General features: G+C 62.7%; 22 protein-coding genes and 1 pseudogene. 8 read left to right on the top strand and 15 right to left on the bottom strand.

Translation table 11 applies throughout. From position 1 onward, the window contains the following. Positions 1-34: 34 nt before the first annotated feature. From LOY22_RS22455 to LOY22_RS22430, 6 genes are all read right to left on the bottom strand, one after another. Positions 35-1,366: an OprD family porin gene (locus tag LOY22_RS22455; protein ID WP_156160193.1), complete on the bottom strand. Its 1,332-nt coding sequence runs from the start codon at positions 1,364-1,366 to the stop codon at positions 35-37. A 205-nt stretch (positions 1,367-1,571) separates the two neighbouring features. Continuing rightward, positions 1,572-1,787: a hypothetical protein gene (locus tag LOY22_RS22450; RefSeq protein ID WP_093379544.1), complete on the bottom strand. Its 216-nt coding sequence runs from the start codon at positions 1,785-1,787 to the stop codon at positions 1,572-1,574. Positions 1,788-1,976: 189 nt separating this feature from the next. Then, complete coding sequence (locus LOY22_RS22445; protein WP_258594877.1) at positions 1,977-3,359, bottom strand: heavy metal sensor histidine kinase; 1,383 nt, start codon at positions 3,357-3,359, stop codon at positions 1,977-1,979. Then, complete coding sequence (locus tag LOY22_RS22440) at positions 3,334-4,008, bottom strand: heavy metal response regulator transcription factor (protein ID WP_045197149.1); 675 nt, start codon at positions 4,006-4,008, stop codon at positions 3,334-3,336. Before LOY22_RS22440 ends, LOY22_RS22445 begins: the two co-directional genes overlap by 26 nt. 9 nt (positions 4,009-4,017) lie before the next feature. Then, positions 4,018-7,110 carry a multidrug efflux RND transporter permease subunit gene (locus LOY22_RS22435; RefSeq protein ID WP_258594874.1) on the bottom strand — a complete coding sequence of 1,031 codons (3,093 nt, stop codon included), beginning with the start codon at positions 7,108-7,110 and terminating at the stop codon, positions 4,018-4,020. Continuing rightward, positions 7,107-8,273, bottom strand: coding sequence for an efflux RND transporter periplasmic adaptor subunit (locus LOY22_RS22430; RefSeq protein ID WP_258594873.1), 1,167 nt, complete (start codon positions 8,271-8,273; stop codon positions 7,107-7,109). Before LOY22_RS22430 ends, LOY22_RS22435 begins: the two co-directional genes overlap by 4 nt. Positions 8,274-8,564: 291 nt before the next feature. Between LOY22_RS22430 and LOY22_RS27165 the strand changes: the two are divergent. Both LOY22_RS27165 and LOY22_RS22425 read left to right on the top strand, forming a co-directional pair. Then, positions 8,565-8,846: pseudogene (locus tag LOY22_RS27165) on the top strand (PAS domain-containing protein); the annotation flags it as partial. A gap of 216 nt (positions 8,847-9,062) precedes the next feature. Beyond that, complete coding sequence (locus LOY22_RS22425; RefSeq protein WP_371128667.1) at positions 9,063-10,148, top strand: methyl-accepting chemotaxis protein; 1,086 nt, start codon at positions 9,063-9,065, stop codon at positions 10,146-10,148. A gap of 6 nt (positions 10,149-10,154) precedes the next feature. Here LOY22_RS22425 and LOY22_RS22420 read toward each other — a convergent pair whose 3' ends face one another. The 4 genes from LOY22_RS22420 to norR form a co-directional block, all read right to left on the bottom strand. Then, positions 10,155-10,922: a YkgJ family cysteine cluster protein gene (locus LOY22_RS22420; protein ID WP_408980931.1), complete on the bottom strand. Its 768-nt coding sequence runs from the start codon at positions 10,920-10,922 to the stop codon at positions 10,155-10,157. Further along, on the bottom strand, positions 10,901-11,212 hold the full coding sequence (locus LOY22_RS22415) for a hypothetical protein (RefSeq protein WP_258594868.1): 312 nt from the start codon (positions 11,210-11,212) through the stop codon (positions 10,901-10,903). Before LOY22_RS22415 ends, LOY22_RS22420 begins: the two co-directional genes overlap by 22 nt. Before the next feature lie 79 nt (positions 11,213-11,291). Continuing rightward, entirely contained in the window at positions 11,292-12,191 is a 900-nt protein-coding gene (locus LOY22_RS22410) for a chemotaxis protein (protein WP_258594866.1), read from the bottom strand. Between the two features lie 80 nt (positions 12,192-12,271). Further along, positions 12,272-13,825, bottom strand: coding sequence for a nitric oxide reductase transcriptional regulator NorR (gene norR / locus LOY22_RS22405; RefSeq protein WP_213603281.1), 1,554 nt, complete (start codon positions 13,823-13,825; stop codon positions 12,272-12,274). A 153-nt stretch (positions 13,826-13,978) separates the two neighbouring features. Between norR and hmpA the strand changes: the two genes are divergently transcribed. Beyond that, positions 13,979-15,160 carry an NO-inducible flavohemoprotein gene (gene hmpA, locus LOY22_RS22400; protein WP_258594864.1) on the top strand — a complete coding sequence of 394 codons (1,182 nt, stop codon included), beginning with the start codon at positions 13,979-13,981 and terminating at the stop codon, positions 15,158-15,160. A 171-nt stretch (positions 15,161-15,331) separates the two neighbouring features. After that, positions 15,332-15,799, top strand: a complete 468-nt coding sequence (locus LOY22_RS22395) for a phosphate-starvation-inducible protein PsiE (protein WP_258594862.1) — start codon at positions 15,332-15,334, stop codon at positions 15,797-15,799. Here LOY22_RS22395 and LOY22_RS22390 read toward each other — a convergent pair. After that, on the bottom strand, positions 15,783-16,073 hold the full coding sequence (locus LOY22_RS22390) for a DUF3509 domain-containing protein (protein WP_258594860.1): 291 nt from the start codon (positions 16,071-16,073) through the stop codon (positions 15,783-15,785). The genes LOY22_RS22395 and LOY22_RS22390 overlap by 17 nt on opposite strands. A gap of 200 nt (positions 16,074-16,273) precedes the next feature. On the opposite strand from LOY22_RS22390, the gene LOY22_RS22385 reads away from it, so the two are divergent. The 4 genes from LOY22_RS22385 (at position 16,274) to LOY22_RS22370 (ending at position 20,053) form a co-directional block, all read left to right on the top strand. Next, positions 16,274-16,690, top strand: a complete 417-nt coding sequence (locus LOY22_RS22385) for a hypothetical protein (RefSeq protein WP_258594858.1) — start codon at positions 16,274-16,276, stop codon at positions 16,688-16,690. 3 nt (positions 16,691-16,693) lie between these two features. Continuing rightward, entirely contained in the window at positions 16,694-18,121 is a 1,428-nt protein-coding gene (locus LOY22_RS22380; RefSeq protein ID WP_258594856.1) for a PAAR domain-containing protein, read from the top strand. Then, positions 18,118-18,510: a hypothetical protein gene (locus tag LOY22_RS22375; protein ID WP_258594854.1), complete on the top strand. Its 393-nt coding sequence runs from the start codon at positions 18,118-18,120 to the stop codon at positions 18,508-18,510. The genes LOY22_RS22380 and LOY22_RS22375 overlap by 4 nt, the downstream gene beginning before the upstream one ends. A 1,141-nt stretch (positions 18,511-19,651) precedes the next feature. Continuing rightward, positions 19,652-20,053: a hypothetical protein gene (locus LOY22_RS22370; protein ID WP_045197177.1), complete on the top strand. Its 402-nt coding sequence runs from the start codon at positions 19,652-19,654 to the stop codon at positions 20,051-20,053. Between the two features lie 57 nt (positions 20,054-20,110). Here LOY22_RS22370 and LOY22_RS22365 read toward each other — a convergent pair whose 3' ends face one another. The 4 genes from LOY22_RS22365 to LOY22_RS22350 form a co-directional block, all read right to left on the bottom strand. Further along, positions 20,111-20,515, bottom strand: a complete 405-nt coding sequence (locus LOY22_RS22365; RefSeq protein WP_045197178.1) for an HPF/RaiA family ribosome-associated protein — start codon at positions 20,513-20,515, stop codon at positions 20,111-20,113. A 178-nt stretch (positions 20,516-20,693) separates the two neighbouring features. Beyond that, on the bottom strand, positions 20,694-23,033 hold the full coding sequence (gene fecA, locus LOY22_RS22360) for a TonB-dependent Fe(3+) dicitrate receptor FecA (RefSeq protein ID WP_258594851.1): 2,340 nt from the start codon (positions 23,031-23,033) through the stop codon (positions 20,694-20,696). A 90-nt stretch (positions 23,034-23,123) separates the two neighbouring features. After that, a complete protein-coding gene (locus tag LOY22_RS22355) occupies positions 23,124-24,056 on the bottom strand; it encodes a FecR domain-containing protein (protein ID WP_258594850.1) in 933 nt (310 codons plus the stop codon). Then, positions 24,053-24,547 carry a sigma-70 family RNA polymerase sigma factor gene (locus tag LOY22_RS22350; protein ID WP_045197879.1) on the bottom strand — a complete coding sequence of 165 codons (495 nt, stop codon included), beginning with the start codon at positions 24,545-24,547 and terminating at the stop codon, positions 24,053-24,055. The genes LOY22_RS22355 and LOY22_RS22350 overlap by 4 nt, the downstream gene beginning before the upstream one ends. Between the last annotated feature and the right edge of the window lie 193 nt (positions 24,548-24,740).

Raw genomic sequence — 24,740 nt, 5'->3', positions numbered from 1 at the left:
GCATCGCGAGTCAAGCTCGCGCCTACAGCTTCGATCAGAAAATGTTCAGCGGGTAGTCAACGATCACCCGGTACTCGTCGACATCGTTGTCGATGTGCGAGTAGCCCTGAGTGCCACGGTGCGAGGCCCAGCGCAGCAGTACCGAGAGGTCCTTGAGCTGGCCTTGCTGGAACACGTACTGCAGGTCGACGTCACGTTCCCAGTGCTGGGCATTCTCGCCGTCGGCGTTGTACCAGTGGCCGTAGCCGACGCTGTTGGGGTCGACCTTGCTCATGTCCAGCTCACCGCGCGAGTAGGACACAATCGAGGTCAGGCCGGGGATGCCGGCACCGGCGAAGTCGTAGGCGTACTTGAGCTTCCACGAGCGCTCGTTGGGGCCGTTGAAGTCCGAGTAAATCTGCGAGTTGTCGAGAAAGACGCTGTCGCCCTGGTTGATGTAGTCGAACGGGGTGTTGCCGTTGACCCGCTGGTACACCGCGGTGAGGCTGTTGTAGCCGACGTTGACGGTGAAATGCAGGCTGTAGGTGTTGTTGTCGATGTGCCCGAGCAGCGCCTGGCCGGTGTCCTGGGTGTGGTAGAAGTGCAGGCCGGGGTTGAGGCTGACCAGCTCGTTGAGCTGCCAGGTGTAGTCCAGATCGAAGTAGTACTGGTTCCAGATGTCCTTGAGCTCGGCGGCATACAGGCTCGAGGTCAGGTTCGGTACGCCGCTCCAGGCCACGCCCGCCCAGTTCAGGTGGCGGCTGTCGCGCTCGTCCTGCAACTTGCCGTAGAAGGTGTCGATGCGCCGGTGGCCGCTCTGGTTGTAGGGCTTGGTGAAGCTGGCCTGGCCGGCTTCGAGCATCACCCCGTCAAAGCTGTTGTTGGTGACGCTGACGCCACGGAAGGTCTGCGGCAGCATGCGCGACTCGCCGCCGGCGATCACCGGGTTGGTGAGGAACAGGTCGCCGGCCTTGAGCTCGGTGTCGAAGGCTTTCATCTTCAGCGCAGCGCCGGCAGTGGAGAACGAATCGTGGGCCTTGCCCGGTTCGCCATCGCCCTTGGTGTTGATCGGCAAAATACTCGAGCCGGAGGTACCGCCACCGCCGTCGAGTTTCAGCCCGAGCATGGCGTGGGCATCGAGGCCGAAACCCACCGTGCCCGGGGTGTAGCCCGATTCGAACTTGCCGAGAAAACCCTGGCCCCATTCGCGGTTGTCACGCACGCCTGGCAGCAGCTGGTTGCGGTTCAGGTAGTAGTTGCGAGCGTGCACATTGAGGCTCGACCCTTCGATGAAGCCTTCGGCCTTTTCCTCGTCGGCCTGGGCGCTGCAGGGCATCGTTGCAGCCAATGCAACGAACAGTGGGGTGAAGCGTAAAGCAGTGTTCACCGGTGTGGACTCCTTGGGGTGAATGTACGGCAGTTTTTATTGTGTGAAAGACGGTCTTGTTATGAACAAACGAGCCAGCGCGCTGGCATTTTTCGACACACGAAAAAAAGCCGCTGATCGGCAGCGGCTTTGAAAGACAACCGCACAGGCGCTCAAGTCACCTGTACGGCCATCGAGGGAGTCGAAGGAGTGGAGCGTGGCGCTATCAGCTATCGGAAGCGTCACTCGCTTGAGCCTTGGAAGCGGTCTGTTCCAGGCCTTTGGCCTGCTCGGCCTTGTGTGCGGCGATGGCCTCCTGAACGACGGCGGCGCGCTCGGCATTACGGGCAACAAAGGCCGGGGATTCTTCAGCCATGGCCAGTGGCGACAGCAACAGGGACGACAGGACGAATACGCTGGCAACACCCATACTGTTGGACATTTGCAACAACCTTCTTGCTTGGCAAGTGTGGATTAGGTTTGACTAAATTAGTCGGAAATGGGTGATAGAAACAGTTACTTTTAGGATAAGCACTGTTGCGTCAAAGGTAATAGTCATCGCGGGTCAAGCCCGCTCCCACACCTATAGGAGCGGCGGTGCGACGCCTCGACTTGACCCGCGATGAGGCCCTCAGGCCGGCAACAGGATCCCGAAGGTATTGGCCCCCGCCTGGCTGCGCACGAACACGCTGCCGCCATGCATCAACGCAATCGCCTTGACGATCGCGAGCCCCAGCCCGTGGTTGCCGGCGCCGCTGTTGCTGCGCGCCGCATCCACCCGGTAGAAGCGCTCGAACAGCATCGCCAGGTGTTCCTCGCCAATCGCCGGCCCCGGGTTGCTCACGGCGATGCTCACCTGGCCGTCCTGTTCCTCGATGCGCACCTGGATCACCTGCTCGGGCAAGGTGTGCTGCACCGCGTTGTTCAGCAGGTTGATCAGCGCCCGGCGCAACTGGGCCTTTTCGATGCGCGCCTGGGCATCGCCGCTGACCTGCACGCTGATGCGCGCGTCCTCGAGGATGTAGTCCAGGTAGTCGAGAGTGGTCGCCACTTCTTCGGCCAGCGAGGTGCTGGTCAGCGCCGTGGCTTTGCTGCCCTGGTCGGCGCTGGCGAGGAAGAGCATGTCGTTGATGATGCTGCGCAGGCGCTCGAGTTCTTCAAGGTTCGATTGCAGCACCTCGAAGTAGTGCTCGGCGCTGCGCCCACGGGTCAGGGCGACCTGAGTCTGGCCGATCAGGTTGGTCAGCGGCGAGCGCAGTTCATGGGCGACGTCGGCGTTGAAGGCTTCCAGGCGGCTGTAGGCCTGGTCGACGCGCTCCAGGGTCGAGTTGAAGGCGCTGGCGAACTGCGCCAGCTCCGGGGGCAAGTCGGCCAGTTGCAGGCGCCCGCTCAGGCGCGGCGGCGCCAGCTTTTGAGCTTCGGCCGAGAGTGCCAGCAACGGCCGCAATCCATAGCGCGCCACCCAGTAACCGAGCAACGAGGCCAGCACCACGCCCAGCACCGACAGGCTGATGATCGCCACCAGCAAGGTGTGCTGGGTGTGCCAGAAAGTCTCGGTGTCGATGCCGATCAAAAAGCGCAGGGTCGGGCGCTTGCCCATGGCCGGCAGTTCGCTGACCAGTACCTTGTAAGGGTAGGGGCTGGCGGCCAGGTGCAGGTCGCGCATGCCCAGCCGGCCCTGGGCAAAGGTGCGGAGGCTGGCATCCGGCTGGCCGTATTCGAACGGGCTACCGTCGCTGACCACCCAGAAGCGGATGCGCCGGTCTTCTTCGCTGAGCAAATTGAGCTTGTTGGTGATCTTCTGCCAGTGCTCGCGGGTGTCGTAGCGGGTCAGCGACGACTCCAGCACGCTGAAGCGCGCTTCAAGCTCGGCGGTGGGCAGCAGGTCGAGGCTGCGGTCGACCTGCTTGTACAGCGCGGTACCGATCACCAGGAACACACCTAGTGCCACCAGGGTGAACAGCGCGCTCAGGCGCAGGGCGATGGAGTTAGTCGGCACGGTTTTCCAGAACATAGCCCATGCCTCGGATGGTGTGCAGCAGTTTGGTTTCGAAAGGCCCGTCGAGCTTGGCGCGCAGGCGCTTGATCGCTACCTCGACGACGTTGGCGTCGCTGTCGAAATTGATATCCCAGACCAGCTCGGCAATCGCCGTTTTCGACAGAATTTCGCCATGCCGGCGGGCCAGCACGCTGAGCAGCGAGAACTCCTTGGCGGTCAGCTCCAGGCGCTGCCCGGCGCGGCTGGCCTTGCGGCTGATCAGGTCGACCCAGAGGTCGGCGACCTGGATCTGCACCGGCTCATGGCCGCCGCCACGGCGGGTCAGGGCTTGCAGGCGGGCGACCAGTTCGAGGAACGAGAACGGCTTGCCGAGGTAGTCGTCGGCGCCTTCGCGCAGGCCGTGGATGCGGTCTTCGACCCGCTCGCGGGCGGTGAGCATGATCACCGGCGTCTGCTTGCGCGCACGCAGGGCGCGCAGCACACCGTAGCCGTCCAGGCCCGGGAGCATCACATCGAGGACGATCACCGCATAGTCGCCTTCCAGGGCCATGTGCAGGCCATCGATACCGTCGCGCGCCAGGTCCACGGTAAAGCCTTGCTCGCTGAGGCCGCGGTGCAGGTAGTCGGCGGTCTTTTGTTCGTCTTCGATAATCAGCACACGCATGGTCGGCTCTCAACTGGCATCGGTTTGCGCCATGGTCACGGCCGTCTGGCGCCGGTGGAACAGGCGTTCCAGGGCCAAGTATATGACCGGTGTGGTGAACAGTGTCAGCGCCTGGCTGACCAGCAGCCCGCCGACCACAGCAATGCCCAGTGGCTGGCGCAGCTCGGCGCCGGCGCCCATGCCGAACATCAGCGGCACGGCGCCAAGCAGGGCGGCGAGGGTGGTCATCATGATCGGCCGAAAACGTGACAGGCAGGCCTTGTGGATCGCCTCTTCGGCGCTCAGGCCCTGGTGGCGCTGGGCGTCGAGGGCAAAATCGATGAGCAGGATGCCGTTCTTCTTGACGATGCCAATCAGCAGCACGATGCCGATCAAGCCCATGATCGAAAAATCCTCGCCCGACAGCCACAACAGCGCCAGGGCGCCGAGCCCGGCCGAGGGCAGGGTGGAGATGATGGTCAGCGGATGGACGAAGCTCTCGTAGAGCACGCCGAGGATGATGTACACCGCCACCAGCGCCGCGAGGATCAGCCACGGCTGGCTCGACAGCGAACTCTGGAAGGCCTGGGCCGCACCCTGGAAGGTGCCGATGATCGAATCGGGCATGCCCAATTCGCGCTGGGTGCGTTCAAGAATCTGCACCGCGTCGCCCAAGGCGACGCCGGGGGCCAGGTTGAACGACAAGTTGGCAGCCGGGAACAGGCCGTCATGGGCAATCGACAACGGCCCGGTGCTCGGCGCCGCGACCTTGGCCAGCACCGACAACGGCACCATCTCGCCGCTCAAGGGCGAGCGCAGGTAGAAGTAGTTGAGGCTCTCGGCCTTGCCGCGCTGGCGGGCGTCGAGTTCGAGGATCACCTTGTACTGGTTGGTCTCGGTCTGGAACTCGCTGATCTGCCGCTGGCCGAAGGCATCGTAGAGCGCCTGGTCGACGTCGGTGGTGGTCAGGCCGAAACGCGCCGCGGCCTTGCGGTCGATGTCGATGCGGGTAACGCTGGCGCCCAGTTGCAGGTCGTTGGACAGGTCGCGAAAGGCCGGGTTGGCCTTCAGCCGCTCGGTCAGGCGCTGGGTCCAGAGGTTCAGGGCCGGGCCGTCGTTGCTCTTGAGCACGTACTGGTACTGGCTGCGGCTCGGTCCGGAGCTGAGGTTGATGTCCTGGCCGGCGCGCAGGTACAGGACCACGCCTGGCACCTTGGCCAGCTTCGGCCGCAGGCGGTCGATGAATTCGCTGGCCGAGACGTCGCGATCGCCGCGGTCCTTGAGGGCGATCCAGAAGCGGCCGTTGGCGATGGTCTGGTTGCTGCCGGTCACTCCGACAGCATGGGAGAAGGCTCGCACGGCCGGGTCGGCCTCGACGATCCTGGCCAGCGCCTTATGTTTTTCGAGCATGTCCGGGTAGGAGACATCGGCCGCCGCCTCGCTGGTGCCGAGCACGAAGCCGGTGTCCTGCACCGGGAAGAAGCCTTTGGGGATGGCAATGTAACCGACCACCGCCAGGGCGAAGGTCAGGCCGAACAGGCCCAGCATCAGCCGCTGGTGGGCCAGGGCCTTGACCAGCCCGCGCTCGTACCAGCCGAGCAGGCGGCTCGGGGTGTCCTGCGCGTTGTGCTGCGGGCGGCGCATGAACAGGGCGCAAAGGGTCGGCGCCAGGGTCAGCGACACTACCACGGAAATCAGGATGGTCGAGGTGGCGGTGAGGGCGAATTCCTTGAACAGCCGCCCGACTACACCGCCCATGAACAGCAGCGGAATGAACGCGGCAATCAGCGAAAAACTGATCGACACCACGGTAAAGCCGATTTCGCCCGAGCCCTTGATCGCCGCCTCGCGCATGCCGTCACCGGCTTCCAGGTGACGGTGGATGTTCTCCACTACCACGATCGCGTCATCGACCACAAAGCCCACGGAGATGACGATGGCCACCAGGGTCAGGTTGTTCAGGCTGAAACCGAACAGGTACATCAGGGCGAAGCTGGCCACCAGCGACACACCGAGCACGCTCGACACGATCAGGGTCGCCGACCATTGGCGCAGGAACAGCGCCATTACCCCGATCACCAGCAGCACGGCGATCATCAGGGTGATCTCCACCTCGTGCAGTGAGGCGCGGATGGTCTGGGTGCGGTCGTTGAGCACCGACACCTGCACGGATGCCGGCAGCATCTGCTCAAGCCCCGGCAAGGCCGCCATAATGCCGTCGACGGTATCGACGATATTCGCCCCGGGCTGGCGGAACACCACCAGGTTCAGGCCCTGCTGCTCGCCGGACCAGGCTTTGACGTAAGCGTTTTCGGCGCCATTGATGACCTTGGCGACATCCTGCAGGTGCACCGGCGCGCCGTCGCGGTACGAGACGATCAGCTGGGCGTATTCCTCGGGGTGGAACAACTGGTCGTTGGTGGCGATGGTCGACACGCTGTTCTGCCCGTACAGCGCGCCTTTGGCCAGGTTCAGGCTGGTCTGCTGGATGGCCTGGCGCAGGTCGGCCAGGGTCAGGCCCAGGGCGGCGAGTTTTTCGGGCTGGGCCTGTACGCGGATGGCCGGGCGCAACTGCCCGGTGATGTTGATCAGGCCGACCCCGTCGATCTGGCTCAACTGGCGGGCCAGCAGGGTTTCGGCGTAATCACTGAGCTCGTTGGCCGGCATCTGCGCCGAGCTTACGGTAAGAATCAGCACCGGGCTGTCGGCCGGGTTGACCTTGCGCCAGGTCGGCGGGCTGGGCATGTCCTGGGGCAGGCGCGCGGTGGCGGTGTTGATTGCCGCCTGGACTTCCTGGGCGGCGGTGTCGATGCTCTTGTCGAGGGTGAACTGCAAGATCAGGTTGGTCGAGCCCAGGGCGCTGCTGGAGGTCATCTGGGTCATGCCGGGGATGGCGCTGAACTGCACCTCCAGCGGCGTGGCCACCGACGAGGCCATGGTTTCCGGGCTGGCGCCGGGCAGTTGCGCGGTAACCTGGATGGTCGGGAAATCGGCTTCGGGCAATGGCGCCACCGGCAGGCGCGGAAAGGCGATGACCCCGAGCAGCACCAGGGCGAAGGTCAGCAGCAGGGTGGCGATCGGGCGGTCGATGCACCAGGCGCTGATCGAGCCGCGCGGGTTCATGGCTGCACCTTGGCGCTGGTCACGTCTTCTGGCGGCGGCGCCTCAGGGGCGATTTCGACATGGGCGCCGGGCTTGAGCCGCGACTGGCCGTCGGACACCAACCGGTCGCCAGCTGCGACCCCGGCAATGATGTTCAGCACACTGTCCTGGTACAGCACTTTGACCGGCACGCTGTCGACCTTGTCGCCATTGAGGCGGTACACGTAATGGCCGTCGATGCCGCGCTGCACCACTTGCGGTGGCACCACCAGGGCTTTTTGATCCAGCGCGGTCTGCAGCTTGAGGGTCACCAGTTGCCCGGGCCACAGCCGCGCATCCGGGTTGGCGAACTCGGCCTTGACCCGGATGGTGCCGGTGTTGGCCGCCACCTGGTTGTCGATCAGGCTAAGCCTGCCCTCGCCCAGCAGCGTGCCGCCGCTGTCGCCGTCGCCTTCCAGGTAGGCTTGCACCACCGCCGGGGTTGGCGCGGTGAGCAGGCCCTGCAGGGTTGGCAGCTGTTGCTGCGGCAGCGAGAATTCGACACCGATCGGGTCGATCTGGGTCACGCTGAACAGCCCCTGGGTGTCGGCCACGCGCAGGAAGTTGCCTTCATCGACATTGCGAATACCGACCCGGCCGGTCACCGGCGAGCGAATCTGTGTGTATGAAAGTTGTACCTGAGCGGCGGCAATCGCGGCCTGGTTGCCGAGTACCGTGGCCTTGAGCTGGTTGAACAGTGCCTGCTGCTGGTCGAGGGTCTGTTTTGAGACGCTGTTGTCGGTGCTCAGCAGCCTATAGCGCTTGAGGTCGACTTCGGCCACCTGCAACTGCGCCTGGCTCTGGCCCAGTTGGGCCTTGGCCTGTTCGAGGGTGGCGCGGATCGAACGGTCATCGATGGTGGCCAGCAGGTCGCCTTGCTTGACCGCCTGGCCTTCTTTGACCAGCAACTGCGTCAGCAGCCCTTCGACCTGCGGGCGAATCACCACGCTGTGCAGCGACAGCACCGAACCGATGCCGCTGACAAAGCGCGGCACGTCCTGCTGCTTGACGCTGACCACGCGCACCGGGATGGCGCTGGTGCTGGCGGATTTTTCCTGGGTTGGGCGATTGCCCAGCCACAGGGCGATGCCTGCCAGGGCGATGAGCAGGGCGCAGATAACGACGGAACGAGGCTTGATTGGCATGCTTGCAGGGCACCGCGGGCGCAGGGATCGGTATGTAGCGTTATAGCCGCTCAATCAGGTCAGCAGAGTGACCGCTAACTGACAGCGCTGACAGGTTTGGCGTACACCGCTCCTTTGTGGGAGCGGGCTTGACCCGCGATGAGGCCCGACCTGCCAACACAGCAGATTCTGTGTATTTCAGCTCGGTAATGGCCAAGTGCCAATATCCTGAGCTGGATCAAGATTGCGCAAAAATTTGCCACTAGAGTCGTACGCCCTGCCGATTCTCCCCGACAAAAACGAGTGCCTCCGATGAAGAGCAATTTGCCTGTGACCGGTCGCAATGTGGATTATCCCGGTGACGCCAATATCCTTTCCACCACTGACCTGACCAGCCAGATCACCTACGCCAATGACGATTTCATCAAGATCAGTGGCTTTACCCGCGAAGAGTTGATCGGCAACCCCCACCATATCGTCCGCCACCCGGACATGCCGCCCCAGGCCTTTGCGCAGATGTGGCAAACGCTGAAGAGCGGCCGCTCATGGATGGGCCTGGTGAAAAACCGTTGCAAGAACGGCGACCATTACTGGGTCAGCGCCTTTGTTACGCCCATCTCCAGCAACGGTCAGGCCATGGAGTACCAGTCGGTGCGGACCAAGCCCAGTGCCGAGCAGGTCGAGGCCGCTGAGCGTTGTTACGCCCACCTGCGCAGTGGCCGCAACCGCTGGTGGCAGCGTCTGCCGGTGCTGGGGTTGGGCTGGCAGTTGTGGGGCGGGGTGACCCTGGCGTTGGCGGCGGTGTTTGCCATCAGTCGCCTGCTGCTGCCGGTGCTGCCATGGCAAGGTGCGCTGGAGCTGATTGTGGCCAGCGGCCTGGCGGCGTTGATGATCTTCATTGCCCTGCGCCCGCTGGAGCGCCTGCGCGTGCAGGCCCAGGCGATTGCCGACAACCCCTTGAGCCAGCAGCTGTACACCGGCCGGCGCGACGGCATCGGCCAGATCGACTTCGCCCTGCGCATGCTCAAGGGCCAGTTGGGCGCGGTGGTCGGGCGTATTGGCGATACCTCGCGGCGCCTGGCCGGGCATACCGGCAGCCTTGCCCAGTCGCTGCAAAGCAGCCACAGCAACAGCCTGGAGCAACAAAGCGAAGCCGACCAGGTGGCCACCGCGATCAACCAGATGGCCGCCAGCGTTGCCCAGGTTGCCAGCAGCGCCCAGCAAGCCTCGCAGGCTGCCGACCAGGCCGAAGGGGAAACCCAGGCCGGCCATCAACTGGTCGATCTCAACCGCAGCGCCATCCAGAACCTGGCGAACTCGCTGAATTCGGCCACCGAAGTTATCCACAATCTGGAAAGCCACAGCAGCGAGATCACCGGGGTGCTCGAGGTGATTCGCGGCATCGCCGAGCAGACCAACCTGCTGGCCCTCAACGCCGCCATCGAAGCAGCGCGAGCCGGTGACCAGGGCCGTGGTTTTGCCGTGGTTGCCGACGAAGTACGCGGCCTGGCCCAGCGCACCGCGCAGTCGACCCACGAGATCCAGCGGATGATCAGCGCCCTGCAAAATGGTGCGCGCGAAGCGGTGCAGGTCATGCAGCAGAGCAGCGAACATGCCGGGCACAGTGTCGAACAGGCGCAGCGCGCCGCCAGCGCCCTGGACGGCATCAGCCTGCGGGTCAACCAGATCAGTGAAATGAGCCTGCAGATTGCCGCTGCAGTGGAGCAGCAAAGCCAGGTCAGCGAGAGCATCAACCGCAACATCATCAGCATTCGCCAGGCCAGCGAAGCCACGGTGCAGGTCGGCCAGCAGAGCCACCTGAGCGCCACCGACGTGGCCGGGCTGGCGCAAGACCTGCGCCGGCTGGCCGATGAGTTCTGGCGGCGCTGCCAGTAGGGTGATTCAGAAGCCGATGAAGCTGTAGTACAAGCCCGGTTCGCTGCACACCTGCGCGCCGCAGGCTTCAAGCTCGGCGCTCAGTTGCGGATCGACCACATGCAGCGTCCACGGCGCCAGCGGCTGCTCCAGCGCCGGTTGTTGCAGGGCCTGGGCAAGCGCGGCAGTGTCGGGCAGGTATGCGGTAAAGCCATTGCCCTTGAGCGCGCTGACATCGATGCCCAGCGCCTGGCAGATGGCAACCTTGGCACGGATATCATCGCGATCGGCCTGGCGCGAACGCTCGATCAGCTCCGCCAGGCGCTTATCGACCAATTGATTGCCGTGGATCAGCGCCGGGCCGCTTTGCCAGGCTTCGCCCGGGCAGTCCTTGGCTTCGGGGCGCAGCGGGATGTGCGGGTTGATTTCCATCGGGTAGATGCGGCACACCAGCGGGCGGATCTCGTAGATGCCGCAGCGGTTGTCGTCATCCAGGTTGCGGCAGCGGCCGGGGTTGAAGGCAGCGAAGGTGATGGTCACCCAGGCTTCGCTGCTGCCGCAGGGCACCGGCCAGGAGCGGCGCATGGCGTGCTCGCGCTGCTCGGCCGGCAGGCCCAGGCCGTTGGCGAGGAAGGCTTCGACCAGGACGATGACCTGGCCGCCAGAGCCAGCCCATTGGCGAGCTTCGCTCAAGGTCAGGGGCACATGATGTCCGGTGCAGCATTTGCCACAGCCGGTGCAGTCGAAACGGATATCGGAGGCAGGTGCGCTGTTCACGGTTGGCCGGGTGCCCAATCGGTGACGTAAGCCGCCTTGCGTTTTTTATCGAACAGGCACAGCTCGGTGCCTTTGCGGTTGTTCATGTGTTTTTGCGGGTAGCGGCCTTCGAGCAGCAAGGCGCTGTAACCGACGCGGTCGTCGAACTCGGCGGCCTTGCCCAGGGCCTTGACCTGTTTGAGCTGGCTGGCGGCGATGCAGCTTTTCAGGACCTGCTGTTCATGCTCGCTCCAGGCCTGGCTGCTGGAAGCCTGGGCGCCGGCACTGAACACAGCGCAGCCGAGCAGGGTGAAGAGGAGGGCTTTCATGGCGGGTACTCGCAAAGGTGTGCGCACAATTGTGCCTGAGCCTCAGGCACATTCAAGCGCAGCGCTTCGCGGGTATGTGTCAGCGTTCTTCGAAGGCCACGGTGCGCGCGGCGACGATCAGGCAGTCGGTCAGCTCCGGCGAGGAGAACTTGGTCAGCACCGCGTTGGCCCCGGCATCCTTGGCTTTATCGCTGTTCATGGCGCTGTCCAGCGAGGTGTGCAGCAACACATAGAGGTGCTGGAAGTCAGGGGTTTCGCGCAGGGTGCGGGTGAAGGCGTAGCCGTCCATCTCTGACATCTCGATGTCCGATACCACTACGTTGATCTCGCGCTCGGTGCCTTGCAGTTCCAGCAGGGTGTTGATTGCATCCTTGGCGCTGCGCGCGGTGTGGCACTCGATGCCGAGGTTGCGCAGGGTGTGCACCGACTGCTGCAGGGCCACCTGGCTGTCATCGACCACCAGAATGTTGGTGGCGACCAGTACCGCAGCATCTTCTGCATTGAGCTCGGAGCTGGCCACCTCGTGGGGCGGCGGGGCGATGCCGTGGATGACCTTCTCGATATCCAGTACCTGCACCAGGGTGTTGTCGACCCGGGTCACGCCGGTGATGAACGACTTGCTCCCCGAGCCGTAGGGCGGCGGCTTGATGTCGGTGCTCAGGCAATGGACGATCTTGCTCACCGCCTGCACGTGCAGGCCCTGTTTGGAGCGGCTGATGTCGGTGACGATCAGGCAGCCGCCGTCCGGGTCTGCCAGCGGCCGTTCGCCGATGGCCCGGGACAGGTCGATGACCGACAGCGAGTTGCCGCGCAGGGTGGCCACGCCTTTGACGTGGGGATGCGACTCCGGCAGCTTGGTCAGCGGCGGGCAGGGGATGATTTCACTGACCTTGAGCAGGTTGATCGCCATCAGCTTGCCGCTGCGCAGGGTAAACAGCAGCAGCGACAGCGAGTCCGCGCGGGCATTTTGCGACGCCATAGGCACCTTCAGGGCAGAGTAATAGGGGGAGATGCCAGGTTATCGACCCGGCAGCCCGTGGCTTTAATCACTCGGTGAAATCAGCGTAGACCCAAGCGCCGCGCCAGGCGACTGAGATTGGCCCGGTCCAGGCCCAGCTCGCGGGCGGTGCTGGCCCAGTTGTGCTGGTGGCGCTCCAGGCAGGCCTGGATCAGCTGGCGCTGGTAGTCATCCAGGGCCTGGCGCAGGTCGCCAACGGGCAGCGGCGCTTCGACCAGCGGCTGTGTTTCGGCTTGTGTCGGCAGCGCCTCGAGCGGGCGCAGGTCCAGGTCGGCGGCCTCCAGGGTGAGGATTTTCGGCCGCTGTGCATGTTGCCCCAGGGCCTTGAGCGCCGAGCGGCCGATCAGGTGTTCCAGCTCGCGCACGTTGCCCGGCCAGCTGTAAGCAAGCAACGCGGCCTGGGCTTCGGCGCTCAGGCGCAGGCTACCGAGGCCCATGCGCGAGCGGTTCTGTTCCAGAAAGTAGCCGCTGAGCAGCAGCACATCGCGCCCGCGCTCACGCAGCGACGGTACCAGCAGCGGATACACGCTCAGGCGGTGGTAGAAGTCGGCGCGGTAACGCCCGGCGCGCACTTCTTCGGCCAGGTCGCGGTTGGTGGCGGCGATCAGGCGCACATCGACGCGGTGCTCCTGGTCCGAGCCCAGGCGTTGCAACTGGCCGCTCTGCAGCACACGCAACAGCTTGGCCTGCACGCTCAGCGACAACTCGCCGACTTCATCGAGAAACAACGTGCCGCCATTGGCCAGCTCGAACTTGCCACGGCGCTCGCCGACCGCGCCGGTAAAGGCGCCACGCACATGGCCGAACAGCTCGCTCTCGACCAGAGTGTCGGGCAGCGCCGCACAGTTGAGGCTGATCATCGGCCGCTCGGCGCGGCTCGAGGCCTGGTGAATGGCCTGGGCCACCAGCTCCTTGCCGACCCCGGTTTCGCCGGTGATCAACACCGTCAGGTCGCTGCTGCCGACCAGGCGGATTTCTTCCAGCAGGCGTTTGTGCGCCTTGCTCTGGCCGATCAGCTCCTTGTGCTGCTGGCCGCTGGCCTGGCGATACACCTCGGCGCGCTGGTGTTCGTCTTCGGCGCGCAAGGCCAGTTGTTCGATGCGCTCGGCAACATTGACCGTAGCTGCGGCCAGGCTGGCAAAGGCCTGCAGGGCATCGAGCTCGACCTGCTGGAACTGCTCCGGGTCGAGCGCATCGAGGGTGATCAGGCCCCAGGGCTGTTCGTCGACAAACAGCGGGCAGCCCATGCAGTCGTGGACCTCAAGCTGATGATGCAGGCCTTCGACCAGGCCGTCATAAGGGTCGGGCAAGTCGCTGTCGCTGGCGAAGCGGGTGGGCTCTTCGCGGCTGAGGATGGCGGCAAAGCGTGGATGTTCATCGACCTTGAAGCGCCGCCCGAGAGTATCGGTGCTCAAGCCGTCCACCGCCAGGGGCACCAGCCATTCGCCGTCCAGGCGCAACAGCGCCGCGGCATCGCACGGCAGCAGGCTGCGCATGGCTTGGAGCAGGCGCCGGTAGCGCTCGCGTTCGGGCAATTCGCGGGACAGGTCGCTGACCAGCGGCAGCAAGGCGGTGAGCAGGGATTTTGCGGTCATAAAGACTCCTGTGGGTCAAAATGACTATATCGCAGATGTTGTCGTTATGACTCTATAATTTATAAGTTGTTGATTTATATGGATTAAATAGTTGGCACGAAAGCTGTAATAACTCAGGCATTCATCAAGAAGCCACAGGCTCAGGAGTCATCCATGCTCAATGCCCAGGATCGTGCAATCGTCAAAGCCACCGTACCCCTGCTGGAAAGCGGCGGTGAAGCGCTGACCACCCATTTTTACAAGCTGATGCTCAGCGAGTACCCCGAAGTGCGCCCGCTGTTCAACCAGGCCCACCAGGCCAGCGGCGACCAGCCACGGGCCCTGGCCAATGGCGTGCTGATGTACGCCCGGCACATCGACCAGCTCGAACAACTGGGTGGCCTGGTCGGCCAGATCATCAACAAGCATGTGGCCTTGCAGATCCTTCCGGAACATTACCCGATTGTCGGTAGCTGCCTGCTGCGCGCCATCGAAGAAGTCCTCGGCAAAGACATCGCCACCCCTGAAGTGATCGCCGCCTGGGGCGCGGCCTATCAGCAACTGGCCGATATCCTCATCGGCGCCGAAGGCGAGGTCTATGCACAAAAAGCTGCGGCCCCTGGCGGCTGGCGCGGCGCGCGCGCATTCAAGCTGGTCGAGCGGGTCGAGGAGAGCAGCGAAATCGTCTCGTTCTACTTCGCCCCGGTTGATGGCGGCGCGATCCTGCAGGCCGAGCCTGGCCAGTACATCGGGTTGCAACTGCTGATCGACGGCGTCGAACAGCGCCGCAACTATTCGCTGTCGGCCCTGAGCAATGCCGGCCAGTACCGCATCAGCGTCAAGCGCGAAGCCGGCGGCAAAGTCTCCAACTACCTGCACCAGCAGCTGGCGGTAGGCGACAGCATCAACCTGTTCCCGCCATCGGGCGAGTTCACCTTGAGTGCCAGCGACAAGCCGCTGGTGCTGATCAGCGGCGGCGTCGGCATCACCCCGACCTTGCCGATGCTCGAAGCGGCGCTGGACAGCGGCCGTTTGGTGCACTTCATTCACTGCGCGCGCAACGGCGCGGTGCACGCCTTCCGCGACTGGGTCGATGAACTGGCGGCGCGCCACCCGCAGGTCAAGCGCTTCTACTGCTATGCCGAGGACGATGGCGTCAGCCTGCCGGCGGACGCCGTGGGTTTGCTCAGCGCCGATCAGCTTGGCCAGTGGTTGCCGCAAGAGCGTGATGTGGACGCCTACTTCCTCGGCCCGAAAGCCTTCATGGCCAGCGTCAAGCGCCACCTCAAGGGCCTGGGCGTGCCCGAGCAGCAGAGCCGCTACGAATTTTTCGGCCCGGCCTCGGCGCTGGAGTAAACACGTTTCGGTAACCGCGAACTGAAAGGATAGGGGCACGGCCAGCGATGGCTGTGCCTTGCGGCAATCGGTCGCCTTCTCAAGCAGGGGGCCTGGCCTTTTTACTGCATGCAGACAAAGCGTCATGCGCCTGGCGCATCATCCTTCCAGCCGTATCAAGGAAACCGTATCGTGAGCATCAATTGGGCTGACAAACTGCGCAAGAGCCTGCATGGCTCGGCCGACTCGCTGGGCAACCTGTGCGTCGAGGCGTTCCACTACCTGGCCCTGTTCGGCATCGGTGGCATCACTGCCTACGCGGCCGTGGTCACCTTCATCGAGATGCTCGGCAAGGGCGTCAGCGTCGACGACATCCTGCTGCTGTTCATCTACCTCGAGCTCGGCGCCATGGTGGGGATCTACTTCAAGACCAACCACATGCCGATCCGCTTCCTGCTGTATGTAGCGATCACCGCGCTGACCCGCCTGCTGATTGGCGACGTGTCGCACCACAAGGCGCCGGACGCCGGTTTGCTGTACGTGTGCGGCGGCATCCTGCTGCTGGCGTTCTCGATCCTGGTGGTGCGCTACGCCTCGTACCGCTACCCGTCGACCAAAGCCATCGATGCTAGTGGCAAGGAGATCAAGGAAGCGAAGTAACCTGGCCGGCTTTTGCACCGTTGCGGGTCATGGCGGCGAGGGTTTCCACGGCGCTGTGGCCCTGTTCGATGGCGATACCGAACTGGACGCTCTCGATCAAGCGCTGCAGGCGCTGCGGGTCGTTGCGCTGGGCCGGGCTGATCAGCCGCTTGGCGACGATGCCGGTGTCGTTGGAGAGGGTCAGCATGATGCTGCCGTCGAGCCGCTCGATACTCAGGTTGACCCGGTACTCGGGGGCAAAAGCGGCGTTGATCTGTGCGAAAGGGTTGATCATGGAGCTTCACCTGGCAAAGACATGCAGTGATTGACCGGGTGAGGGAGGGTTGGTTCAGGTGATTTTTCTCACGGTCTTTTGCGATATCTGACAGCTAAATCCTACGACCGAGTGGGATGCTTCTGAATTGCTTCTGCCCAAGCAGAAGGCCACCTTTACCGTGCTAGGTTCCGGGCTTCATTTGCCCAAGGAAGCTACACATGACACGGAATAATCAACCCACCTCTTCCTTCACCAACGCGCTGACTTCGCAACAGAGCGCAGCCGTTTCATCCTCTGTTACCGAAGCCATCTATCGTCTGGCAACCCAAGGCAGCCGCACGCGCAAGGGGGGTGTCATTCGCCAGGCCAGTGCCCCACTGACCATCACCCTGGACGATGGCCAGGTGGTGCGCGTGGCGCAGACCGGTGACTATGCCGAGTATCCGGACGGCAGCCGCGCGCACATCATTAGCGGCGCCGGAGCCCAAGGGCAACTGCAGGATCAGGCCATTGCCCTGGTCGGCAGTGCCTTGAGCAACGGTGATGAAATCATCGATACCCCACAAAACACCGTGCTGATCAGCAAGCAGCAAGGTGTACCCATGGCGGACGATTTCCTCACGAGCGCGAGGTGAGCGATGGTCTATCGCCTGAGCCTCAATGGTCGCGGCGCCGGGCAGCATGGCGACCCGACCACCAGCGGGGCGACCTGCCTCAGCAGCCAGTCCAGTCACCTGCAGAACGGGGTCGGCAGCCTGCGCCTGGGGGATGCCACCACGCCTTGCCCGGAGTGCGGCCAGGCCGGCAAGATTGCCGAAGGGTATGCTGACTGGACCATCAACGGGCTGCCGATCGCCTTTGATGGTGCGCAGATCGACTGCGGCTGCCCGGCCGGCAGTAACCACCTGGTCGCGCCGCTGGATGGTGGCGGCGCCAGAGCGGCGCCGGTAGCGGGCGGCTTTGCCGCGCCGGCTGGCCAGGCCTTCAAGCCGCCTGCGGCGACGCTCAGGCCAACTGCCATCGGTACGACCGGGCCCGCTTCAGCCATGTCCAGTGCGCCCGGCACGCTGGAGCCGGGCTTCTATGTGGTGCCACGCAGCATGTCGGGCCAGCAGGTGCTGGCCCGGCTTGGCGGCGAAAACCGCTACCTCAGCGCCCGGCTGCAACGGCTTAACCCCAGCTTCGCCGAAGGCTTCAAGGCCGGTGAGCTGTTCGTCCTCGGCGACCCCGACAACGGCATGAGTTGTACCCGCGAGGAAGCACAACTGATGGCCGCTGCCGCCCAGGTGCGCGAGGTACTGGCGCCGCTGACCGAGGAAGAGGCCAACTTCATGGTCCGCTACCAGGGTGAAATTGCCGGCTTGTTCAGCGGCGCCAGCCAGTCGATGGGCGTCGGCAAAGACATGCTCGGTCATGGTTTGAGCCAGGTTGAAAACAGCCTGCGCGCGCTTGAACAGCTGCATCAGCGCTCGTTCAGCACCTACGGGCATCTGAACAGCCCGCAGTTTTTCGCCTCCCGCCAACAGCTGTACCGCCAGCTGGATGCCCAGTTGAAGACGGCGTTTCTCAACAAGCCATTGAACCTGGGCAATTACGAGAGCCTGCGTCGAGACCTCGGCATCTCGACCAAAAGCCTGGTTCACCACTGGAGCCGTGCCGGTGCGCCGGGAGAGATCCCGGGTTACGCCACCCACCCTGAGCAGGTATCCCGGACCGCGAAATACCTTAAGCACGGTGGGTATGTCGGTATTGCCCTGGGGGGTGGCGCGTCGGTTCTCAAAGTGCAGGAAGTGTGTAGAGCGGGGGAGACGGAGGAATGCAAGAAGATTCGATTTACTGAGGCTGGGAGTTTCTCTGGGGGGGTGGCGGGTGGTGCTGCTGGTGCCTATCTGGGAGGGAAGACAGCTGTAGCTGTATGTGGCGTCGCCGCTGCGGCTGCCGGCGGAATTGGTCTGGCGGTATGTGGAATCGTCCTAGTGGGAGGGGGATCATTTGCAGGAGGGGTGGGGGTTGGCGCAGGTGGCGAATGGATTGGGGAATTTTTGTATGAGAAGACAAGTCCATGAGCAACTTCTGGAGCTCTTGGTGGGCATTTGCCTTCATGCTGACCCCCTTCGTGATGGGTATAGCCGGCGTAGCCATGGAAACCTACATCGCCCGAAGCCGTGACTTCGACCTCGTCATTGCCAGCCTACCAAACAGTGTCTGGCTCAAGCAGCAGATACCGTTCTGGGGGACCACCAGGTTGAAATCGCGCTGTTATTTGCTCAGCACGATTTGCGGTGCAATGCTTTATCCAAAGCTCAGTATCCGCCTGGGAATGATGGATGCAGAGGATCTGCGCAACTTTCCGCCACGGCTTCGGCGGCGATTGTTGATTGCTTCCTGGTTGATCATCATTGGTTCGGTGTGGATGTTTATCGGTGTCGGCCTGATCAAACTTTCAAAAATCTGAGCATAAAAAAAGGCGAGCCCCAGGGGCTCTCCTTTTTACCGTCTGCGTCGTTGATTACCAGTTGAGGCGAGTTTGCTCGTTATTCAGGAATTATTTGAGCCCAAGGTGAAGGTGATTTACAACCGGATGGAACCATGATGTTTGATTACTACACTTGGCATTCTGATATCCAGATTTCATTCCTGCTCACCCCCATTGTAACTGGTGTGACAGGCGTATTTATCAACCGATACGTGGCTAGTAGTCGACACTTGAACGTCATGCTTGCAGCCCTTAAGAACAGTCGTTGGCCAGAGCAGCAGATATTAAAGGGAGGGCTGATCCTTCCGACGGCTCGAGTCAATCTGGTTGCCGGTATCTCGGGCTTTCTTGTGTTCCCGAGCTTCAGTGTTCGCACCGGGAGGCTGAATGCAGAAGACTTACGTAACTTTCCATCTTACCTTCGACGGTGGTTGATCGCATCGTTCTGGCTCACGATTTTGGGGTGCATAGGAATGCTCCTAAATGTATGCCTTCTCAAACTTTCAGCAACCTGAGCATTCCAAAGCGAGCCCCATGGGCTCGCCTTGGAAGTTTGCAGAGCAGAGGAGAAGGATGGGTGTAAAAAGATTCGATTTGCTGAGGCCGGAAGCTTTTCTGGTGAGTCGCTTGCGGGCGGGCCAGGAGTTGAAGCAGGTGGCGAATGGCTCAGGGAATTCATTTATAAAAAGGTCAATTCATGACGGGATTTTGGAGCTCTTGGTGGGCATTTACTTTCATGCTGACTCCTTTCGTGCTCAGTCTTTCCGGCGTGGCGATAGGTGCGCATATAGCCTGCAGTCGCGACTTCAACACCATGATTGCAGCGCTTCCAAACTGTCGTTGGCTTAAGCAACAGATACCGTTCTGGGGCAATTCGAGTCTCAAATCACGTTGCTTCTTGGTTAACACTGTTTGCGCTGCGATGGTTTTTCCGGCGATCGGAATACGTAGAGGCTTGTTCGAGGCAGACGAGATACGAAATTTCCCAAAACCTCTTAGGTATCGAATGGTTGCATCCGTCTGGCTGACGACTACTGGTTTTGCCTGGATGCTAATAGCCGTAGCGCTTCTTAAATTATCGAAAGATTGAATAGTGCAGAGGTACAGTTGGCATGGAGTCATGATCTTTGAATATTACACCTGGCATCCAGGGTTACGATTCGCCTTCTTGTTCACGCCGTTCGTGATCATGATGTCTGGTGTGGCGATGAGTACTTACCTTGCCCTAAGTCGAAACTTTGAGACCATGATTGCGAGCCTGCAAAAGAGTTTTTGGCTTCAACAGCAGATGCCTTTCTGGGGGACGACAGGTTGGAGGTCACGTTGCTATCTGCTTAGTACAATCAGCGGAGCATTGCTCTATCCGAAACTCAGTGTTCGATCAGGGATGATGGATGCCGAAGAGTTGCGTAACTTCCCTCGGTTCCTTCGACGCAGAATGCTAGTGGCTTCCTGGCTGACAATCATTGGCTCAGCCTGGTTGTTTATCGGCTTCGGCCTGATCAAGCTTTCAAAAACCTGAGCATAAAAAAAGCGAGCCCCATGGGCTCGCCTTTTTACCGTCTGCGTTGCTGCTTGTTCAGTTGATACGAGCTTGCTCGTTCTCCAGGAACTCTTCCTGCAACAGCCCGTCATTCTGGGCGCCGTCGATGCTTTGCTGGGCCACCGCGCGTTTGCTGCGCAGTTTGCCGTAGAAGTGCTCCAGGGCGTGGTTCAGTTTGATTGCGGCGCCTTCGACAGCCTGGTCGAGGGATGCGGACTTGTGGCTTACGGAAATCGGTTGATGGCCTTTTGGGCGTGCCTCCATCTGGCAGCGTTTGTCGTGCGGACCTGGCTTGTCGCCGTTCTCGTCGCGCAGGTGGACCTCGATGCGGGTGAGGTCTTCGTCATATCGTTCGAGCGTGCTTTCTACCGTGCTGCGGACCCACTCTTCCAGCCGGATGTTGCCTTGAATATGGTTGTCGCTATTGACCTGGATTTGCATAGTTCAATCCCTTATTCAGCTAGCTCGCAAGAGAATCGATGGGGCCTTGGCGGCCTGTGACAACCATCGCCTCTTGACTACAAGGTCAGGCACTTGGCCAAACAATTCAAGCCCTTTTGAAATAAAAATATCTTGTAGCAAATAGCCCGGCACAGGCCGGGCTTTTGCATGCGCTGGATCAGAACGCGACGGAGGTCTGCAGGTATACCGTACGGGGTTCACCCACGTACTTGCCCTTGTTGTTGTCGTCGAACGAGCGGGTGTAGTACTGGTGATTGAAGATGTTGTTCACCCCGACGGCGACGTTGAGGTTCGACAGTTGCGGGCCGAAATCGTAGGCCGCGCGGCTGCTGAACAGCATGTAGCCGGGGATGCGCCCGGTGCTGCCGTCGGCGCTTTCGGCCGCGGTATTGGCGTTGTCGGCGAACTGGTCGCTCTGGTAGCTGCTGTCGAGGTTGAGCTGCCACTGGCCTTCGGTATAACCGATGCCCAAGGTGCCTTTGTGGCGCGAGGAGAAGGGCACACGATTGCCCTTGTTCGGCCCGTCTTCGCGGATTTTGGCGTCGACGAAGGCGTAGGTGGCATACACGTCGAAACCTGCCAGCGCCGGGTTGAGGCCTTCGAGGGCGTACTTGACGCTGGTCTCGATGCCCTGGTGACGGGTTTCGCCGCGGGCGATCACTGAATCGTTGGTCTGGTTGCTTTCGTACTGGTTGTCGAAGTTGATCAGGAAGGCGCCGATCTCGGCTTGCAGGTTGCCGTTGTCGTAGCGGGTTCCCAGTTCCCAGGTGCGGGCTTTTTCCGGTTTCACTTCGCCGCTGCTGACCCGGTTGGGCATCTGGCTGTACTGCACGCTGCCGAACGAGCCTTCGGTGTTGGCGTACAGGTTCCAGCTGTCAGTCAGGTGGTACATGACATTGAGCGCCGGCAGCGCGGTGTTGTAGTCGCCCTGGTAGCGCTGGCCGTTGAGTTTGTTCGACTGCTCGGAATCGATCATTTCGTAGCGGATGCCCGGGGTGATGGTCCACTGGCCGATGTCGATGCGGTCATCGAGGAACAGCGCATGGGCTTCGGTGCTGCCACGGGTGTCGCGGTCGTTGCGGCTGGCGCTGGTCGGCAACTGGTTGGCAGCGATCGGCTCGCGGTAGCGCAGCTCGTGGCCGGCTTCGTTGACGTAGCGGTAACCGACACCCACTTCATGCCAGCTCTCGCCGAGGGCAAAGCCCTGGGAGAAGCGTGTTTCGATGCCGCGTACCCAGTACTCGCGCGGCGACAGCGAGACGAAGCTGCCCTGGTCCAGATAGCCGCTGCGCAGGGTCTTGGTGAAGAAGCTGTTGACGCTGAACTGGCGGGCGTCTTCCTTGTAGTCATAACCGAAGTTGAACATCGTTCGCCGGCCCCAGAACTTGTCCTGCAGGCGGGTCGACTGGTACGGGTCGGCATCGTAGTCGGCAACGCTCAGGCCGCCGGGCATCTGCGCTTCGCCTTCGTAGTACTGGGCCATGGCGTGCAGGCTGTTGGCCTCGTCGAGCTGGTATTTGCCCTTGAGGATCAGGTCGTCGATCTGCGTGTCGCTGTGCTCGCGCCAGTCACCGCCACGGCTGCCGGAGTACAGCAGGGCGCCGCCCAGGCCGTTGGCGTTGGTGCCGCCGGCGAGCAGGTTGGCGCTGGTCTTGAAGCCGTCGTGGCTGGACGACGGGCTGGTCTGGGTCTGGAAACCGGCTTTCACCGTCGGCTCGTCGGGGATCGCCCGGGTCACGAAGTTGACGATGCCGCCGACGTTCTGCGGGCCGTAGCGCACCGCGCCGCCGCCGCGCACGACGTCCACCGCGTCCATGTTGCCCATGCTGATCGGAGCGAACGACAGCTGTGGCTGGCCATAGGGTGCGAACGGCACCGGAATGCCGTCCATCAGCACCGTCGAGCGCGAGGCCAGGCGCGGGTTGAGCCCGCGAATGCCGAAGTTCAGCGCCATGTCGTGGCTGCCGGTGCCGTTGTTTTCCGGGGCGTTGACCCCGGGGATGCGGTTGAGCACTTCGCGCGCGGTGGTAGCGCCGCTGCGCTCGAATTCTTCGCGGCGGATTACATCGCGGGCACCGGCATGTTCGAAGACGTTGTCTTGCTGCGCCGCGCCCAGCCAGTCGCCGACCACGGTAGAGGCGCCGAGCTCGACCGGCGCGCTGGCGGCCGCGAGCGGTTGCAGGCTGAAGGCGTTGTCACCTTCGGCGCGGGCGTGCAGGCCGGTGCCTTGCAGCAATGCATCGAGACCCTGCTGCGGGCTGTACTGGCCCTGCAGGCCGGGGCTATGCACACCGCGAGTGAGCTGCGAGCCAAACGAGATCAGCACGCCGCTTTCACGGCCGAACTGGTTCAGGGCGTTTTCCAGCGTGCTCGGGGCGATCTGGTAATTGCGCGCCGGGGCCTCGGCTGCCTGGACGGCAACGGCGCTGAAACTCAGGCTGGCACCCAGCAGCAGGGTGCGCAGGGCCTGGGCAAGTGGACTCGGTCGAAGGGGCATGCAGAAGATCCTTGAGAAGGTCGAAGCAAAGGGTTCTGCCTTCTCTGTCACGCGAGAGGTGAAAACGGCTCAGGTCAGTGGAAAAAACCTTCAGGCCCGCGCTTCGACCGTCACCCAGTAGCGGGTAAAGCGCCGCACGCGCACCGGCAGCGCCACCTCGAGCAGGTCGAGAATGCGTTCGCTGTCGGCCAGTGGATAACTGCCGGAGATCAGCAAATTGGCTACCTCGGGTGCACAGTTGAGCTGGCCGCGGCGGTAGCGGCCGAGCTCGTCGAGAAACGCGCCAAGGGGCATGTGCGCAGCCACCAGCATGCCGTCGACCCAGGCCCCGAGGTTGCTGTCCAGGGCCTGACTGGCCTGCCAATGCGGGCCGTTGAAGCGCGCTTGCTGGCCCGCCCCCAGGCGATTGCCGGCCAGGCTGGCGCTGCCTTCGAACACCGCCAACTGGCTGTAGCCGGCGAACTGGCGCAGGTTGTAGCGGCCGTTGCCCAGGTTCAGCAGGCCGTGTTCGCTGCGCAGTTGCAGCGGTCGGCTATCGCCGGCCACAGTCAGTTGCAGCTCACCTTCGAGCAGGTGCACCAGGCGCTGGCTGGCATCGAAACGCACGTCGGCGGCGCTGCGGGTGTTGAGCTGCAGCAGGCTGCCGTCGTCCAGGGCCAGGCGCCGGCGTTCGCCGACCGGGCTGCGGTAATCGGCGAGCAATGTCGGCAACCGGTTGTGCTGCTGCAAGGCCAGGCCACTGGCGCTGCCGACCCCGAGGATCAGCAGGGTTTTCAGCGCCCGGCGGCGGCTGGCCAAACGTGGCGCCTGCAACGCGGCGTGGGCCAGGGGCGAGGACAGGCCGCGCAAACGCTGGTTGACCCGCTGGATGTGCTTCCAGGCGCGCTGGTGGTTGTCGTCGGCCTGCAACCATTGCTGCAGGGCCTGTTGCTGACGCGCATCGAGGGCGCCGCCCTGCAGCTCGATCAGCCAGTGCACGGCCTGTTCGGCCACCTGCGGGGAAAACTCCTGATGGCCGTTCACAGGGCGAAGTAACAGCGCATGGCCGCCTTGTTCAGGTAGCGCTTGACCGTGGCCAGGGAGATACCCAGTTGCGCGCCGATCTCGGCGTAACTCAGGCCGTCGACCTGGGCCATCAGGAACGCGCGCTTGACCACCAGTGGCAGGCCGTCGAGCAGGCGGTCGAGCTCCAGCAGGGTTTCGAAAATGATTGCCCGGTGTTCTTCCGACGGTGCCAGTGCCTCGGGCAACTGCGCCAGCGCCTGGAGGTAGGCGCGCTCCAGGTCCTGGCGGCGGTAATGGTTGCACAGCACGCGTTTGGCGACGGTGGTGAGGAACGCCCGCGGCTCGTTGAGCAGCGGCGTTTCGCGGCCCTGGAGCAGGCGCATGAAGGTGTCCTGGGCCAGGTCGGCGGCGCTGTCGGGGCAGCCCAGACGCCGGCGCAACCAGCCAGTGAGCCAGTTGTGATGGTCGAGGTAGAGGCCTTCGAGCGAGGAAGGGGGAGCGCTGGGCACCGTGAACACTCCGGCGCCGGGATGCGCAACAGAATAAGAATTGTTCGCATTGTAGTGAAAGGTGCCACTACTCGGCAATCGGTGCCTGACTGACGGGCGTAGCAGAGGATCGGGGAAATGTAAAAAACGTAAATACGCTTTACTCACATTTGAGAATGAATAGCATTCGCTCCCTAGATGAATTTACGCAACC

The sequence above is a fragment of the Pseudomonas sp. B21-035 genome (assembly GCF_024748945.1).
In the GTDB taxonomy this organism is placed as follows: Bacteria; Pseudomonadota; Gammaproteobacteria; order Pseudomonadales; family Pseudomonadaceae; genus Aquipseudomonas.
This window is presented reverse-complemented; position numbering and strand designations above follow the sequence as displayed.